The sequence below is a fragment of the Ruegeria sp. CDSB114 genome, from assembly GCF_059611025.1.
The window spans coordinates 82,358-98,085 of the sequence record NZ_JBXWOT010000009.1; the positions used below are offsets into that span (position 1 = coordinate 82,358).

Sequence of the window (15,728 nt, forward strand, 5' to 3'; positions counted from 1 at the left end):
CCATGGCGACAAACCCTTATTGCGAAAGGATAGTTCTTTGACCGTCAGCATGGACGATCAGGAACAGAATGACACTCAACAGTTCTCGGCCGAGCAGGTGCGCGATGCGTTGGATAGGGTTCAGAAGTCAGATGAATTCAAAGGGTCCGCCCGCATGCGGTCTTTTCTGTCTTATGTTGTGATGGAATCGCTCGAGGGTCGTTCCAACGAGATACGCGCCAAAACCATTGCGATGGATGTTTATGGATACGACGCGGATGAGCTATTGAAACGCGAAGGCGTCGTACGCGTGGATGCGGGACGTGTTCGGCGAAAACTCCAAGCTTATTATGAAAGCAATGGGATTGCTGACGAATTGGTAATCTCATTGCCTGTCGGAAGTTACGCACCCGAGTTTTTGCCGGGCTCCAATCGAAGCAGACAACCATTACGCGGAAGGCGACAGGCTTACGCAGTCGTTATCTCGCTTTCACTTCTAGTAGCCGGTATTCTAGTCGGTGTTCTGATCGGCCGCGGTTCGAAATCTGTTGCTCCAATAACTGGCAATACTGCGATCTACGACGTATCGCCAGCCCGCGTCGAAGCAATGAACCTAAGCAACGCAGGCCGGGATCTGATTTTTCCGGTTACAGATTTGGCACGCCTTCAACCTGCGTTGTTGATATTCCAAACAGCAATTGAACGAGATCCGTTTTATTACGGGGGGCATGCTGGCGCTTCTCAGGTCGAAACCATGTTCGCCATCATGAAATCTGGCGATCCCGGTTCTGATGAGTTTTTGCACGCAGCCGACAAGAATAGTGCTTATGCTTTGGAATTGGCTCCGGATGCAGCATGGCCGCTTTCAGCGCGAGCCTGGTTTGAATTTGGGGTGGGCAATTACGATAGCGCAGTTCGATTATCCCAACGGGCCGTAGGTTTGGCACCCGATGATTCACATGTTGCTGAATTCGACGCCTTGATTTCCCTTTATACATCTGATTTTGAACGAGTTTTGTCTCAATCAGCGCGATATAGAGTCCTGGCCCCACAAGGAGGGGGACTTGTATTTGACAATGCATTGGGTGCGGCTCAGTTCCATACGGGAGACTATGCCGCCGCAATCAGGACGTTTGATGAAACAATATCGCGTGGTGGGCCGTTCGGACCAATTTCCGCAGCTTACCTTATGGCAGCCCACTGGAGGAACGGAGAACAAGCAGAGGCACAGCGGCTTGCAAAAGTGTTTTCGGACACTTGGCCAAGCTTCCCTCTCGAAGCACTGAAGGCTCGAGTGTTTGTAGACCCACTGCCAGTTCAAGAGCTGATCAGTGCAATGAAGGCTGCGGGTTGGTCAGGAACCGTCAGGCCCTGATTCTCAGGCAGTAGGATGTGTCACAATCAATTAGCTCAGATTGGAATGACATAAAGACCAGCGTAAAAATGCCAGCGCCATGCCGCGAAGTAGAGTTTGTTTGCGCTGCCCTCGGACTGCGCAGGTGTATCGGTAATAGTCATTTAGTGGCCTCCAAGCACTATCGTGCCGCATCCAGCGGGATACGGGCATCTTCGATTTCAATAAAAGGTAATGAAATCAGGCGTGAGGCGGGGCGCGGGTCAAACGCGCGGGATCGAGATCATTGCGCTCGGCAACGCGTTTGGCGATAAATTCAAAAGTTCGCGTTGCTGTGGTCTGTACGAAGCGTGGACAACTGTCTTGAAGCAGAACGGACGTGTTGCTGATGCGGCAAGCTTCGCAATCAACGGTCACTGGTGCGCTGTCGCCATCTATATTTCCGCAGATGCCGCTCAACTGCCCGCCTGCTGCGAGATAGGCGGTGAGTTCCAGGGTTGTAGACGTGGGGACTGTCCGATGCGCAAAGCCCACAGCTATGAGTGCGACTGTCAAAGCAGTCACGATACACCACTGAGAGAGTTTGGAAGAGAATCCGCACATAGCCGTCCCGTAGCCGATCCAACATCGCGATGCCAGTTGGAAGATTTGTATTTCTGTAGTTATGCTTCTTGGACAACCGGTGAAAAGCGGACGCTCGCGCAAAGCGCAGCATTCGTGACTTTGGACGCAGAGCGGCCGTCACAGCCGGTGCAGCATTATCCCCCGCCCCACCTCAAACAGAATTCCCGGACGGGCACATACCTGCCGTTCGTCAGCTTGGTTAGCGCCGCAGTGCAGCTTCCCAAAAGCGGACGTTGACAACCGATCGCAGCATTCGCAAGATTTGCGTTTCTCGGGCGGTTCCCGGTCATGGCGGTGTGCTATTGTAAGAGATTGTTGATATATTCGCCCGCAATGGCCGTCGACGACACACATATGCTCGTCGAAATGCCACAAACGTACAGCGTTTCACCAGGAGTCAGGTAACTCGGAGGTGTCGACTGAAAAGCCGACAGACGATTGCGACGAAGCAGAATGTCGTCTCGCAGTCGAGCGACCTCTGAAGCAAGCTCAACACCCGGCCATCCAAACTGGCAGGTCGTTGCTCAGTTGAACTCACATAGCGTAGACGAAAGCAGCGCGGCAGCTTGTTGAGAATATTCAATCTGCTGTTTCTCAGGTTAAGCCGCACGGGGCTGACTAGGATCTGTTGAGATTGCACAGCCACCCACAATGGGGCACGGTGTTGTTCAACCTGGAAGAATATTCATGACTTCGGCAAAAACTACTACCCCTTGGCTCATATTGCTGGGCCTTGCGCTTGGCGTCAGCATATCCAACGCCTTTGGCCGCTTTGCATACGGCCTAATTCTGCCATCAATGAAAAGTAGCCTCGGCTGGAACCTCACTCAATCTGGTTGGCTAAACACCGCCAATTCGATTGGTTACATAATGGGTGCAATCCTAACACTTTTCCTGATCCGCTATATTTCGCCGTCACGGCTGTTTGCTGGCGGCACTGTGGCGACCGCACTGTGTCTGTTAATGACCGGGTTAAATGAGGACCTCGTATTTCAAACCGCTTGTCGTACATTGGTGGGGTTGTTCGGCGCTCTTTCCTTTGTATCAGGCGGCGTTCTGGCGGCATCTCTGTTCCAGAACTGCGCCCGAAGGAATGCACTGGCTATCGCCTTGTACTTTGGCGGCGGCGGTGGGTTTGGTATCGCCTTATGTGGCGCAACCCTTCCGACTATGCTGGACGTTTTCGGGCCGCAATACTGGGACTGGGCGTGGATCGGAGTTGGGATTGCAGCTCTGATCATTTGTCCATTTTCCGTTTGGGCGTCCACAAAGCTGAACAAAGCCGAACACGACGCAGCGCTTCCTTCCATTCCTCCAGTGCGCAGGATGTTAGGCGAACTCGGCGGATACGCGCTGTTTGGGTTGGGTTACATAGTCTACGTAACTTTCATCGCTGTCTGGATGAAGGAGCAGCAATCCAGTGTCCTGTTGACCACGGCAACGTGGATGATCCTTGGATTCAGCATTATGGCGTCGCCATTTGTTTGGCGTGGGATATTAGCCCGCTTCGCTTCTGGGACGCCATTGGCGTTGATCTTAGCTGGCGTCGCTTGTGGTTCAGCCCTGCCGATCCTTGTTCCAAACGGATATGGATTGATCATGTCGGCGCTCGTGTTTGGGCTGTCGGTCTTTATGCCGCCCACTGCTGTCACCAGCTTTGTCCGCCAGAATCTGGATCAGCAGGATTGGGGTGCAACCGTAAGCTTTTTTACAGTTGTTTTCGCTATCTCACAAACACTTGGACCGATCGGAGCCGGCGTCATCGGAGACATAACCGGAGAAATTGGAGATAGCCTTGTAGTGGCTTCTGCCGTTTTGCTGGTGGGTGCCCTTTGTGCTGCGATGCAAAAACCACTCGGGCGTGCGGTGGCGTAACCGTCCTGTTCCGAACTGCGCTCATTCACTACAACAGACTAGGTGGGTTCTGACTGCGCGAAGAATAGCTCTCTGGTCACTCCAGCGCGGGTCTGCTTCAGGCAATTGTCTCATAGTGCGGGATCCAGAACTTCGCCTCTATCGCCGCTTTCAGATCATTTTCTGAGGATTTAGGCGCAACCCCGTCCAATTGCGCCTGTTGACCAACGGCAAATGCAATAGCTTTGCTGACCTGGCGAATATCTTCTACATTGGGTAGCAAGCTGGCTGTGCGATCAGTCTTCGCAGGTGACAACGTGGCGAGCGCCTCGGCGGCGGCCATGAACATTCCGTCAGTGACGCGGCGCGCGCCTGCCGCCAGCACACCCAAGCCCATACCCGGGAAAATGTAGGAATTATTGCATTGCGCGACATGGTGCGTCCTGCCGTTGTAGACAACGGGATCAAACGGGCTTCCGGTGGCGACTATTGCAAGGCCACCTGACCAGTCGATAATATCTGCGGGCGCGGCCTCAATTCGTGATGTCGGGTTCGACAGCGGCAACACGACAGGATGATCAGTCTGAGCCGCCATTGCACGGATGATTTCTTCCGAGAACAAGCCTGCCTGACCGCTGACACCCACCAAAATATTGGGTTTGGCCTGATTAATCACATCCAACAGGGAAATTTCACCACTGGACCAGCTCCCCACTCTGTTGAAGGGTTGGACAACCTGCTTCTGGAACGGCAGAAGATCTGTCATCGCATCGGTTAACAGGCCATTCCGATCCACCATGTAGATGCGCTCACGCGCCTCGGTTTCGGATAGTCCTTGCCGGATCATGAGTTGAACTAATTGTTCTGCGATACCCACTCCTGCTGACCCGGCGCCGAGGAACGCGATGGTAGCGTCCTTTAGCGGAATGCCAGTGACATTTGAGGCAGCCAGCAAAGTGCCCGCCGTTACTGCCGCCGTGCCCTGAATATCATCATTGAATGTACAGAGTTGATCGCGATACCGCGCAAGCAGAGGTGCAGCATGTTGCTGTGCAAAATCCTCGAATTGCAGCAACACATCCGGCCACTTGCGCTTTACCGCCTGCACAAAAAGATCGACGAACTCGAAATAGTCATCCCCGGTGATGCGCTCATGACGCCAGCCGATATAAAGGGGATCTTCCAGCCGTTCCTGATTGTTGGTGCCGACGTCCAAAACCACCGGAAGCGTAACAGACGGGCTTATCCCGCCTGCAGCGGTATAAAGCGAGAGTTTTCCGATCGGAATTCCCATACCGCCCGCGCCTTGATCACCCAAACCCAGAATCCGCTCTCCGTCGGTAACGACAATGGCTTCGGCAGAGGCCAGGATGGCGTTCTCAAGTATGTCATCGATCCGGTCACGCTCTGGGTACGAAATGATAAATCCGCGTGGGTGATCATAGATCTCACTGAACTGCTTGCAGGCGTCACCCACAACGGGTGTGTAAATTATCGGCATCATCTCGGTCAGATGCCGCACCAACAGAGCGTAGAACAGAACCTCGTTATCATCCTGCAGGCCACGCAGATAGACATGCTTGTCCAGCGGTGTCTCTTCGCGCTCAAAGGCGGCATAGGCACGATCTACCTGGGTTTCGAGCGTTTCGATGTGTGGCGGAAGAAGGCCTAGCAATCCGAGCTTTTCTCGTTCGTGTAGAGAAAAGGCAGTACCTTTATTCAGGAGTGGATTTGTCAAATACTGTAAATTTACAGGACCGGAATCGACCATAGGTTACCCTTTCGGATCGGCACGCACTGTTTGCACGCGACGTCCAGTAAAGTCAGCATTATAAGACGGCAATTGCAACGAACTTAGAGCACGGTTGCATTTAATCATCCTGCATAGAAGTGCCTAAGTATTGTTACTCTCAGCACTTAGGATGCTGTCTGCCGAAGCGCCTGCAGACAGATTGGCGTCTGAAAATGATCTGGTTTCTGGAAGTTCAAGATGCAGAGAAGACGTATGATCAATTTCTATTCGACCGTTGGTCAGAGTGTAATCCAGGACGTGTCCTCCTTTGCTCAGATCGCTGGAAATAAAGTGTAGGTGGTAACCCGGGACGCCGATCCCGACGGCATAATCCGGGCACCGAAACCCCAGAATTGTCCCCTCGACGTTGTTCAGCTCAAACTCAGCCTGCGTTTTTACGACCTCCAGCAGAGGTTTGTATGGTTTCTCCTGCCGTAGAACGTTTCTGTACTTTATGTGTTTAATGTCGCCGGTAAATCGAACGGCATAGAACAGGTTTCTTGCCTCCGCCAATGCATCAAGCTGGGCCTCAAGAGCATCCTTTTGTGTTTCTCTGTCCAAAGATCGATAAACCGCTGGTTCGAAATTGATGACGGCAGCATAAGGTGTCAGAGCCTTGTCGCTTGCGACCGAAGCATTGCCATTCCCGTCGAGGCGATAGGCAACGCCATCCAACACGATCATTTCTCCGTCGAGCGCATTGAACGTACCCAGGCCGAAGTTTCCATGTTCCAGCAGCTGTTCGATGGAAACGGTCCCGTCGTAAACGCCTTGCATGACTGCGCTCAGCAACGAAGCCTGATAATACTCATGTGCATGTTTTTCCGATTGGAAACCCCGTTCTCTGGAATGACTAGCCAGGGCCGTTGCAAAAGTAAGCTCTTTATCTTGTCGCATGCTGTTTCACCAATCTATCTGCCTGGCGTCTATACATTTTCGACCATTCGAAACTGTCTTGCTTTCCAGTATCGCGTGCCTCTCGAGATCGGGCAACACAAGAGATTATTTGATAGTTTACAGCTTCATAGGGCATTGCAAAGATGATCGTGGGATTGCTCCGGGATAACTGATCATCATGAAAACGCCACGGACAATGCCGCGCCGGAAGGGCTTTCACTTTCCCCGCGAGATCATCGCCTAAGCCGTATGGGCTTATCACCGTTTCGCCTACAGAACGGCCGAAGTCGAGGATTTGCTTGCTGAGCGCGGTGTAATCGTCAGCCCGGAAACTGTCCGGCAATGGGTTAACCGCTTTGGCCGTCATTTCGCCGACTGCATCAAGCGGGACCGGCCAAAGGCGACCGACAAATGGCATTTGCAAGGAGTTGTTTACCGATCAACGGTTGGAAATGCCGGCTCTGGCGGGCAGTGGATGCGAATGGGAATACCCTTGATATTCTTGTCTAACCACAGCGAAACGCCAAGGCGGCAAGGCGTTTTAAAAGCGATTGATCTCGCAGTTCGGCAAACCCCGTGTCGTGATCACGGATAAGTTGCGAAGCTATTTCAAGCCAATCTACGATCTTGCGCCGCACGCGGATCACCATCGACATGATCTCACCATCTGCGTTCCGTCTCAGGAACCTTTTTGCTACGCGCCAGGAAACGCTCATTTCTGGACGCGGTTTGAAGGTTTGGGCAATCCACAATCACGAGCAGGAGCTGGACGCTATAGGTCTCATCGAACGATGGCTTGGCGCCAATGAGGCGCGCTGCAAACACAAGGGACTCGGCCACTTATTGACCCCTGCCCTGAACCTCATATCTGTAATGCTGGATGCCGAAGCGCAGAGCAGAGCTGAAAAGAAAAAGCATGATGGCTGCGCAGTGATCGCTCACGGCTTTATCGCTATCTGACACATAGCCCTGGCGGCGCTTGTTGCGCTCCCTTGCCCTGCTGCAGACGTCGACGAGCTGAAGGCTGAATTTCGTTCCTGGCCGCGTGCTGACAAGATGAAATACATGACGCCGGATGGGCTAAGATCACACGCTCAAGATGCCCACGACCTACGGAAACTGAACCGCGCAAGACCACAAAAACGGTTATTGCCGTGACGAGTTTTGCGCTGCCAGCTAGTCAATTTCATGTGTCTCATCAGCGGGTTTCCGCTCTGTTACCGTCCCCATAACAGGCCCGTATTCAAATGTGCGGTTGGCTACGGGAATTCCCGAATAGTTAGTTCAGTTTTAGGTTGCTACTCCGCCCCGACGGCAACACAGGACAGAAAGACGATCTATGAAAATTGCAGATATTGGCAATTCTGAACTGGATCTCTGGCAATCTGGGGAAGCTCTTATTCAGAAAATTTGCCAAAAGTTTGGATTTGAAAACGCCTCCTACGCCCACATCGACAAGCATCATAATGTCGTTCATGGCTGCACTACATTTCCAGAGGAATGGGTCAAGTATTACGTCGACAACAATCTCGTTCTGGCCGATCCCCTCATTCGTTTCGGCGCCCAAATGATCGCACCAATCGACTGGGCAGTGTTCGACGACCAAGCCGACTATGCAGCGCTTTTTCAAGCGGCCAGAAGGTTTGGAGTGGGACAAAACGGTCTTTCCATTCCAGTGATCAACCCTTTTGGCGAGCGCGGCGTGTTTACCGTCACGTCCAATATGCCTCGTCCTGAGTGGAGCGCCTTTATCGCGAAAAAGCTCCCTGCCCTACGCCAGGAAGCGCAGGTTCTGCATCTGCTTGCCCTTGATGTCATAGAAACCGTATTCAACTTTCCATCGGATTCCCTGTCTGCGGATGAGCTGGATGTGTTGAAGATGTTCGCGTCGGGTTTGAAACCGACTGTCATTGCCAGGAAAACAGGGCACGCTTCGAGAACGATCGATGTTCTGACTGCCTCCATCACTACCAAGCTAAAGAGTCGGACGATCGAACAGGCGGTTGCCCGAGCTGTCAGTACCGGTATCCTCAAATGGAGCGATTTCTTTGCCGACCCCGTGGCAGAAATAGTCAATCCAGAACGTCAGCGGCTGTGCTGTGGGATCGTCCGTTGGGGCGGCAGGTCCCATGAGTTGATCGCCTTTGACGACGGCAGACTCGCTCGAAACACTGATAGTTTTCGGTCCGCCCAAATCACAGACCTCGCAAGAGAGTTCAACTTGAGTTCAAAAAAGATGGTCGAAGAACTTGGGTGTAACCGTGATCAAAGATTGTGGGTCAGGTATCTTTGAATTCGCATTGAAAAAGCGCAGAGGCGCAAATTACACATAATTTCTCTTACCCGGGTTCGGCTTGCGCAGTCTTGAGCCGAGAGATTGTGGATCTGCTCACACCCAGCATACGACCGATCTCTGCCGCAGTCTTGCCCATCGATAGCAGGGAAATCGCCTCTTCGCGTTCCGTTGCGCTCAGTTTTTGCGGTCGTCCTTTACTCAGGCCGAAGGATTTGGGCCGATCTTCCACTGCACGGCTTTCCAAGTCAGCCAGCCCAAGCTCATAGTCGATGACTCCGCCTAGTACTTCCAAGACCATACTCGCGCGCCCGTCTGCGGTATTGATCCAGGGTTCAGACATTGACCGAAATGCGGCTCCTTTTTCGTGAAGCCGTTCTAATAGATTGAATAGCTCTGCGATCGAGTCAGCAATCGCAGACAGACGAGACACGACGATTACGTCACCAGCCGAAACATCCGCCAGAAATTCCTCCAGCGTTTCGCCTCGGTTGGTCCCGTCCTGCGCGGTATCGCTCCATATGCGGTCGCATCCCTGACGCTTGAGCTCGCTGAGTTGAACCTCACTTCGGTACCATTTCGATGATACCCGCGCATATCCGATTTTTACCATTTTAAATCAGTCTCGTAGGATTGGATCACAGTAGTTCTTGACTTTTGCACGCATTTATGACCGTTTAATTGCACGCAGTTCTGCACGACAATAGCGCTGAATCTGTGCAATGACAATCGCCGCAGCGAATGACCGGGACGAAATGCAGCATTCTCTTACAGAAGCTACAAAGGATTCCAGCCTCTACAACGAGGACCTGGCCCCCGTTCCTGTCGAAAAGCGCGATTGGGGTTGGTTTGAGCTCTTCAATGTCTGGGCCAACGATGTTCAATCGCTGTTTGGGTACACATTGGCGGCGTCGCTGTTCCTGACTTACGGGCTGAATGGCTGGGCGGTGTTTGCGGGTATCGTGTTGGCGGGATTCATTGTCATGGGGCTCGTCAACCTGATCGGCAAACCCAGTGTCAAATATGGAATTCCATTTGCTGTAATGGCACGAGCCAGCATGGGCGTTCGCGGGGCGAATTTCCCTGCTCTCATCCGGGCTGTCGTGGCCATCTTCTGGTACGGTGTACAAACATATTTTGCATCGACTGCACTTGCCTTGGCCATGGTCGCACTGATCGGGGAAAATGGCCCTGCAATCTTTCTGGGCCTCAGCGTCATCGAGTGGGGTGCCTTTCTGGCAGTCTGGGCCTTTCAGATTGCACTTTTCTGGAACGGTATTGATCCGATTGTCGGTTTTCTCAATTTCGCTGGCCCATTTGTGTATGCGGTGATGGTGGCGCTGGCGATCATGATCTGGGTCGAAGTCGGTAACGATCTCTGGCTGGAGGTCGGCACTATTTTCCGCGGAACCGGCGACTACAAGGGCAACTCACTTGGCGCATTCGCTGCCGTCGTGGGCACAATGACCGCCTATTTTTCGGCCGTGGTGATCAATTTCGGCGATTTTTCCAGGTTCGTACGGTCAGAAGATGAAATGCGAAAGGGTAACCTGATCGGTCTACCGATCAATATCGCCTTCTTTTCCCTGATTGCATTGATTGTAACGGCAGGTACTGTCGCAATCTGGGGCGAGGCGTTAACCAACCCGACCGCTATAATTGCAAGGGTCGATTCCTTGCCACTAACACTCCTGGCGGCGGCGACATTTCTGGCCGCCACGGTCGGTATCAACCTCGTCGCCAACTTCATACCACCCGCATACGATCTGGCGAACCTTATGCCCAGTCGGATCAATTTCCGCGTCGCCGGGATAATTACCTCGGCCTACGCGCTGGTGATTGGCGGGCTTTGGGTATCGACGATCAGCCAGATCGGTATCTTGGGGTTTGTGAACACATTAGGCGCCATTCTGGCACCTGTTTATGGGATCATCATCGCAGATTTTTATCTGGTGAAATCCGGTGAGCTGGACGTTGATCAGCTTTTTTCGGCGGCCCGCGACGGCCCCTATTTCTACAGTAACGGATGGAATTTGGCCGCGATCGTGTCGTTCATCCTTCCGGCTACATTTTCGGTACTCACAGTCTGGGTTCCCATGCTGAATACGCTGTCAGGCTTTGCATGGGTGATTGGCGCAGGATTTGGAGGTGTTTTCTACTGGGCAATTGCAAAGCGCTGATAGGCTGAGACATCCACCAGTTTGATGCCTACGGGCAGAGCAACCGATTGCAGATACATGCAATCGGACTGGATTGATTTGTCTCAGACAACAAGCCGACACGGGAACGAACGTCGCAACCATGCGACGGAAACGGTTCAGGCCACAAACCCTGAATCGATGGGCGGCTATTGCCGCAAATCTTGGGGGCTTTCCCCCCGAAAGCAAAATGGGAGGACCATTATGGTAACCGCAGAAACAACTGCAAAAAATGCAAGTACTACAGATCCGGAAGGTGACACGCTAAATCCGGTCACGCCCAATGAAAAAACCTGGGGCGCGTTTGCGATTTTCAACATCTGGGCCAACGATGTTCAATCACTGTTTGGCTATTCGCTAGTTGCGTCGCTCTTTATATCCTACGGCGTTGGGGGTTGGACAGCTTTCCTCGCACTCATCTTCGCGGGGCTGTTCGTTATGTGGATGGTGAACCTATCCGGCGCGCCCGGAGAAAAATACGGTATCCCCTATCCGGTTCTGGCGCGCGCCAGTATGGGCACAACCGGATCCAAGCTACCGGCAGTATTGCGGGCCACAGTCGCTGTCTTCTGGTATGGCGTTCAGGTCTATTTCGCTTCGACCGCCCTTTCATTGTTGATCCGTTCGATAACAGGCATCAGCGGTGGTGCAGAGATGTTAGGGTTGACGGGCATCGACTGGCTTGCCTTTCTACTCGTTTGGGTGTTCCACATCGTCATTTTCTGGCGCGGCATGGGTTGGGTCGAGACATTTCTGAACTTTGCCGGACCATTCGTCTATGCGGTGATGATAGGCTTGGTCATCGTGCTATGGCAGCGCGCGGACGGGCAGCTTCTGAGCGCAACCGCGACCATCTTCGCCAACCCAGAAGGCACCTTTGGATCTGAAGTTAAAGGCTTCATCGCCATATTCGGAACTATGGTTGCCTATTTTTCGGCCGTGATGATCAACTTCTCGGACTTTTCGCGCTATTCCCGCGACAAGGCATCCATGAAGGCCGGTAATCTTGCCGGTTTGCCGCTGAACATGATCCTTTTTTCGGCATTGGCGCTTTTGACGACTGGCGGTGCCGCCGTGGTCTTTGGTGAAGAAATCATCAACCCGACCGAGATCGTCGAGAAGACCGACAGCGTTCTGCTGGCCATCATCGCAGCGATTACCTTCTTCGCTGCAACCGTTGGCATCAATCTGGTCGCGAACTTCATTCCGGCGGTGAATGGCATAGCCAACCTGGCCCCTGGTAAGATCAGCTTCCGTCAGGCAGGTCTGGCCACTTCAGTCTTTGCCTTGGTAATTGGCGGTCTTTGGACGGCCATTATCTCGAATATCGGCATTGCCGGGTTCGTGAACACGCTGGGTGCGACTCTGGCTCCGATCTTTGGGATCATGATCGTAGATTACTACAAAATTCGGAAGGAAGAGCTGAATGTGGACGACCTCTACAACATGGAAGGCGGTGCCTACCATTATGGTAACGGTTGGAATGACTCGGCACTAATTGCCTTTGGTTTTGCTTCAGTATTCTCGGTCGCTACTGTTTGGGTGCCAGCACTGGGAATTCTGTCAGGATATGCCTGGATCATCGGTGCGATACTTGGCGGTGTTATCTATAACGCTATGGCCAAGAAGAACACTTAATCTTTCAGAAGATAGATGGCGGGCGGCGCGCCGCCTGCCATCAGGTATTGAGGTTGTTGACAGTGGCTCTGACCAAAAGCTGCTTGCAATGGAGCGCTAAAGAGATCGCAGCATGGCGCATTTGGACCTTTTTGCATGGATCAGGGATCTATAACGGTGCGGAATGCCACAACGAAAATCTGGCGCCTAGTCCAACCCCCGATACCTGGGCATCAAAAAAGCTGTCAGTAGAACCCATCAAATTGTAACACCCCGCCATCAATCGTTGCCCACAGCAATAGTCCCACTTGCCTTCCCTACCAATCCACTTATGAAGTTCAATCAGTTGACCTAGGGGAAAGATTGCAATGCGCATGCGCGATACGTTCATCAAACCGATGCACCCGGAAGGTATTCGGTTTGTCGCGATCTTTGCCGCCATTACTTTCGGTCTGTTTATCCTGTCTAACATTCTGGGCTGGATTGGTGTCGGCCTCACGATCTGGTGCTACTATTTCTTTCGCGACCCGGAACGCGTGCCACCCAAAGGAGAAGGGTTGATCGTCAGCCCAGCGGACGGGGTAGTTTCGCTGATCGAAGCGGCGGTGCCGCCGAACGAGCTTGGGATGCCTGACACGCCTCTCACCCGTGTCAGTGTGTTCATGAGTGTCTTCAACTGTCATGTGAACCGCACGCCAATTGAAGGTGAGATTACCGCTGTTGCATATCGCCCCGGCAAGTTTTTCAACGCATCCCTGGACAAGGCCAGTGCTGATAATGAGCGCAACAGCCTGCGCATTCGTATGAAAAACGGTCAGAATCTGGCTGTTGTCCAGATTGCCGGCCTGGTGGCCAGACGGATCGTCTGCTTCGTGAAGCCAGGCGCAGCTATGCAAACTGGAGAACGATTTGGATTGATCCGCTTCGGGTCGCGGCTGGATGTTTATCTTCCTGATGGCATGGTCCTACAAGTGCGTGTAGGGCAAACGATGATTGCGGGCGAAACCGTCCTTGCCAGTTTGCCCACGCCTGAAGAAAAGTAGGTAACTGGATCAGTGGAAAAACCACCCAAACAGGAAGAGACCGAGTTTGCGCTGATCCATTTGTTGCCGAATGCATTGACCATAACGGCCATATGCGCGGGCCTGTCAGCAATCAGATTTGGCGTTCAGGGCAATTATGTGCTCGCTGTCCAGTTGATAATTGCCGCCTGTGTGCTGGATGGGCTGGATGGCCGTATTGCGCGCCTTCTCAGCAGTGACAGCAAACTGGGGGCCGAACTGGACTCACTTGCAGATTTCTTGAACTTCGGGGTCGCCCCACCGCTCGTTCTTTATTTCTGGGCCTTGCAGGATATACGCAGTGCGGCTTGGATTGCGGTTCTGTTTTTTGCGGTGTGCTGCGTCATGCGACTTGCCCGGTTCAATGTGGGCGGCAAATCCGAAACCTCCGATCAAGATGGGGCCTATTTCGAAGGAGTACCCGCCCCTGCAGGGGCGCTGCTTGTCATGTTGCCAATGTATCTGTCCTTCGCCTTCGCCGATGCCCCTTTGCTGCCCAGTATATTGATTTGTCTTTATATGGTGATCATCGGTCTTCTGCTTATCAGCCAAATACCGACCTGGTCATTCAAGACGACGCGAATCTCGCGCGAGAACGCAAAGTTTTTTCTCATCGGTGTCGCTGTTGCGGGGGCCGCATTGCTGACTTTCGCCTGGGCTACGTTGATTGTGCTTTGTTTCGGATATGTGGGCACGGTCGCCTGGGCGTGGCTCGACAGGGGAATACCTTCTAACCGTTAAGGACTCGATATGGACATCAAAGCCGTTCAAACTTCCTATGCTCGCTGGGCCCCCATCTACGACAAAACGTTTGGGGCAGTTACCAATGTCGGGCGGCAGCAGGCGGTTGATTTTATCAATAGACGTCCAGGCAAAGTTCTGGAGGTTGGCGTCGGCACCGGACTTTCGCTGGAACATTACGGGCCCGAAACGCAAGTGACCGGAATCGATTTCAGTGAGGACATGCTGCAAAAGGCGCGCGACAAAGCAAAAGACCTATCGCTGGACCATGTTGTCGAGCTGAGGCAAATGGATGCCCGCACGCTTGATTTTCCCGACAACTATTTCGATACGGTTGCAGCAATGCACGTGCTATCCGTCGTACCGGAACCGGAAAGGGTAATGGCGGAAATAGCGCGGGTCTGTAAACCGGGTGGAAAAGTAGTGATTACCAACCATTTCCAACGAAAGCGGGGGTTGCTCGCATCCTTGGAACGCGCGATTGCTCCGGTCGCAAATACGATTGGCTGGCATTCTGATTTCGATATTGAAACAGTTCTGCAAGAGGATGCGCTTGCCGTAGAGGAGCAAAGAACCCTTCCACCTCTGGAGATGATGACATTTTTGGTACTGAAAAAATCAGTTGTCACGTAACTGTTCGGTAAAAGAACTGGGTACGGCTGCAAACAGGAAACTGAGAAGCACCAGCTTATCTCGATATTTAAACACAAATTAGCTTACGATGCTTCTTCGTGTAGCCACAACGCTTTGCTACCAAACCATTTTGCGGTGTCTTCCAGCTTCTTATGGTTTGTTTTCATCGCTATTGCTCAATTTCTTCGCGAATTTCGATGCAGGGATTGCTGTTGTTCTCGGATTTCCATGGCCGTCGTAGGCACAATCCGTCAGAAACCGGCTCACATCGGCATCAACATCGGTGAGCAAATCTGGCCGCCGTTTTATCGCCCACATATTCCGTGGCCACCTTCGCTGCGGCGATATCGCCGGTTTCCGGATCAAGCTCGATATGCAGCTTGCGCCAGGCTTTGCGGGCTTTCCTGGTGCCGTGCTTTTCTTCATGCCAACCGTCGCCGCTACGCATTTTCAGACCCGTGGTGTCCACTACGAGGGGGATCGGCTTACTTGCGTCGAGGTGACGCCCAGTTCTGCACAACACCTTCAGAAATCCAGACCCTCACGCCACCTCGACGCCGGAGACTTTCTTTGTAATCCGAGCAATGGGGTCGTTCTCAATTACCTATACACAGCGGTTTTCAGAGAAACCGCCGCAAGTTTCTATGACCTTGCGTGTCCCGGGAGCGAGAGAGTCATTTGAAAC

General features: G+C 52.8%; 14 protein-coding genes and 2 pseudogenes. 10 read left to right on the forward strand and 6 right to left on the reverse strand.

What is annotated here, in order from left to right; translation table 11 throughout:
- Window positions 1-49 precede the first annotated feature (49 nt).
- A complete protein-coding gene (locus AC2FIP_RS16940; RefSeq protein WP_496787352.1) occupies window positions 50-1,354 on the forward strand; it encodes a tetratricopeptide repeat protein in 1,305 nt (434 codons plus the stop codon).
- Window positions 1,355-1,573: 219 nt separating this feature from the next.
- On the opposite strand, the gene AC2FIP_RS16945 is transcribed toward AC2FIP_RS16940, so the two are convergent.
- Together AC2FIP_RS16945 and AC2FIP_RS16950 are read right to left on the reverse strand one after the other, a co-directional pair.
- The gene (locus tag AC2FIP_RS16945) at window positions 1,574-1,897 is read right to left on the reverse strand and encodes a hypothetical protein (protein WP_496787354.1); all 324 of its coding nucleotides are present in this window, start codon (window positions 1,895-1,897) and stop codon (window positions 1,574-1,576) included.
- Window positions 1,898-2,256: 359 nt separating this feature from the next.
- Window positions 2,257-2,463 (reverse strand): annotated as a pseudogene (locus AC2FIP_RS16950) (cysteine hydrolase family protein); the annotation flags it as partial.
- Window positions 2,464-2,608: 145 nt separating this feature from the next.
- Here AC2FIP_RS16950 and AC2FIP_RS16955 point away from each other — a divergent pair.
- The gene (locus AC2FIP_RS16955; RefSeq protein WP_496787355.1) at window positions 2,609-3,832 is read left to right on the forward strand and encodes a YbfB/YjiJ family MFS transporter; all 1,224 of its coding nucleotides are present in this window, start codon (window positions 2,609-2,611) and stop codon (window positions 3,830-3,832) included.
- 97 nt (window positions 3,833-3,929) lie between these two features.
- Here AC2FIP_RS16955 and AC2FIP_RS16960 read toward each other — a convergent pair whose 3' ends face one another.
- Together AC2FIP_RS16960 and budA are read right to left on the reverse strand one after the other, a co-directional pair.
- Window positions 3,930-5,582 (reverse strand): NAD-dependent malic enzyme, encoded by a 1,653-nt coding sequence (locus AC2FIP_RS16960; RefSeq protein ID WP_496787357.1) that lies wholly within the window; start codon window positions 5,580-5,582, stop codon window positions 3,930-3,932.
- 123 nt (window positions 5,583-5,705) lie between these two features.
- Window positions 5,706-6,500 carry an acetolactate decarboxylase gene (gene budA, locus AC2FIP_RS16965; protein ID WP_496787358.1) on the reverse strand — a complete coding sequence of 265 codons (795 nt, stop codon included), beginning with the start codon at window positions 6,498-6,500 and terminating at the stop codon, window positions 5,706-5,708.
- Window positions 6,501-6,678: 178 nt separating this feature from the next.
- Between budA and AC2FIP_RS16970 the strand changes: the two are divergent.
- From AC2FIP_RS16970 to AC2FIP_RS16980, 3 genes and pseudogenes are all read left to right on the forward strand, one after another.
- A pseudogene (locus tag AC2FIP_RS16970) lies at window positions 6,679-7,156 on the forward strand (IS6 family transposase); the annotation flags it as partial.
- Window positions 7,155-7,460 (forward strand): hypothetical protein, encoded by a 306-nt coding sequence (locus AC2FIP_RS16975; protein WP_496787430.1) that lies wholly within the window; start codon window positions 7,155-7,157, stop codon window positions 7,458-7,460. The pseudogene AC2FIP_RS16970 and the gene AC2FIP_RS16975, both read left to right, overlap by 2 nt.
- Before the next feature lie 379 nt (window positions 7,461-7,839).
- The gene (locus AC2FIP_RS16980) at window positions 7,840-8,793 is read left to right on the forward strand and encodes a helix-turn-helix transcriptional regulator (protein WP_496787361.1); all 954 of its coding nucleotides are present in this window, start codon (window positions 7,840-7,842) and stop codon (window positions 8,791-8,793) included.
- 46 nt (window positions 8,794-8,839) lie between these two features.
- Here AC2FIP_RS16980 and AC2FIP_RS16985 read toward each other — a convergent pair whose 3' ends face one another.
- Window positions 8,840-9,406, reverse strand: coding sequence for a recombinase family protein (locus tag AC2FIP_RS16985; protein ID WP_496691418.1), 567 nt, complete (start codon window positions 9,404-9,406; stop codon window positions 8,840-8,842).
- 109 nt (window positions 9,407-9,515) lie between these two features.
- Here AC2FIP_RS16985 and AC2FIP_RS16990 point away from each other — a divergent pair, with 109 nt between their 5' ends.
- The 5 genes from AC2FIP_RS16990 (at window position 9,516) to AC2FIP_RS17010 (ending at window position 15,043) form a co-directional block, all read left to right on the forward strand.
- Window positions 9,516-10,973 (forward strand): NCS1 family nucleobase:cation symporter-1, encoded by a 1,458-nt coding sequence (locus AC2FIP_RS16990; protein ID WP_496787363.1) that lies wholly within the window; start codon window positions 9,516-9,518, stop codon window positions 10,971-10,973.
- 222 nt (window positions 10,974-11,195) lie between these two features.
- Window positions 11,196-12,629 (forward strand): NCS1 family nucleobase:cation symporter-1, encoded by a 1,434-nt coding sequence (locus tag AC2FIP_RS16995; RefSeq protein WP_496691416.1) that lies wholly within the window; start codon window positions 11,196-11,198, stop codon window positions 12,627-12,629.
- Between the two features lie 347 nt (window positions 12,630-12,976).
- On the forward strand, window positions 12,977-13,651 hold the full coding sequence (locus AC2FIP_RS17000; protein ID WP_496749711.1) for a phosphatidylserine decarboxylase: 675 nt from the start codon (window positions 12,977-12,979) through the stop codon (window positions 13,649-13,651).
- A 12-nt stretch (window positions 13,652-13,663) separates the two neighbouring features.
- On the forward strand, window positions 13,664-14,410 hold the full coding sequence (pssA, locus tag AC2FIP_RS17005) for a CDP-diacylglycerol--serine O-phosphatidyltransferase (RefSeq protein WP_496787365.1): 747 nt from the start codon (window positions 13,664-13,666) through the stop codon (window positions 14,408-14,410).
- Between the two features lie 9 nt (window positions 14,411-14,419).
- Window positions 14,420-15,043 carry a class I SAM-dependent methyltransferase gene (locus AC2FIP_RS17010; RefSeq protein ID WP_496787367.1) on the forward strand — a complete coding sequence of 208 codons (624 nt, stop codon included), beginning with the start codon at window positions 14,420-14,422 and terminating at the stop codon, window positions 15,041-15,043.
- Window positions 15,044-15,317: 274 nt separating this feature from the next.
- On the opposite strand, the gene AC2FIP_RS17015 is transcribed toward AC2FIP_RS17010, so the two are convergent.
- Complete coding sequence (locus AC2FIP_RS17015) at window positions 15,318-15,566, reverse strand: transposase (protein ID WP_496787368.1); 249 nt, start codon at window positions 15,564-15,566, stop codon at window positions 15,318-15,320.
- Between the last annotated feature and the right edge of the window lie 162 nt (window positions 15,567-15,728).

Bases quoted from the DNA above. Each gene is read 5' to 3' on its own strand.
- AC2FIP_RS16940 (WP_496787352.1), top strand. From the start codon at position 50: ATGGACGATCAGGAACAGAATGACACTCAACAGTTCTCGGCCGAGCAG.
- AC2FIP_RS16955 (WP_496787355.1), top strand. From the start codon at position 2,609: ATGGGGCACGGTGTTGTTCAACCTGGAAGAATATTCATGACTTCGGCA.
- AC2FIP_RS16960 (WP_496787357.1), bottom strand. From the start codon at position 5,582: ATGGTCGATTCCGGTCCTGTAAATTTACAGTATTTGACAAATCCACTC.
- budA (WP_496787358.1), bottom strand. From the start codon at position 6,500: ATGCGACAAGATAAAGAGCTTACTTTTGCAACGGCCCTGGCTAGTCAT.
- AC2FIP_RS16975 (WP_496787430.1), top strand. From the start codon at position 7,155: ATGATCTCACCATCTGCGTTCCGTCTCAGGAACCTTTTTGCTACGCGC.
- AC2FIP_RS16980 (WP_496787361.1), top strand. From the start codon at position 7,840: ATGAAAATTGCAGATATTGGCAATTCTGAACTGGATCTCTGGCAATCT.
- AC2FIP_RS16985 (WP_496691418.1), bottom strand. From the start codon at position 9,406: ATGGTAAAAATCGGATATGCGCGGGTATCATCGAAATGGTACCGAAGT.
- AC2FIP_RS16990 (WP_496787363.1), top strand. From the start codon at position 9,516: ATGACAATCGCCGCAGCGAATGACCGGGACGAAATGCAGCATTCTCTT.
- AC2FIP_RS16995 (WP_496691416.1), top strand. From the start codon at position 11,196: ATGGTAACCGCAGAAACAACTGCAAAAAATGCAAGTACTACAGATCCG.
- AC2FIP_RS17000 (WP_496749711.1), top strand. From the start codon at position 12,977: ATGCGCATGCGCGATACGTTCATCAAACCGATGCACCCGGAAGGTATT.
- AC2FIP_RS17010 (WP_496787367.1), top strand. From the start codon at position 14,420: ATGGACATCAAAGCCGTTCAAACTTCCTATGCTCGCTGGGCCCCCATC.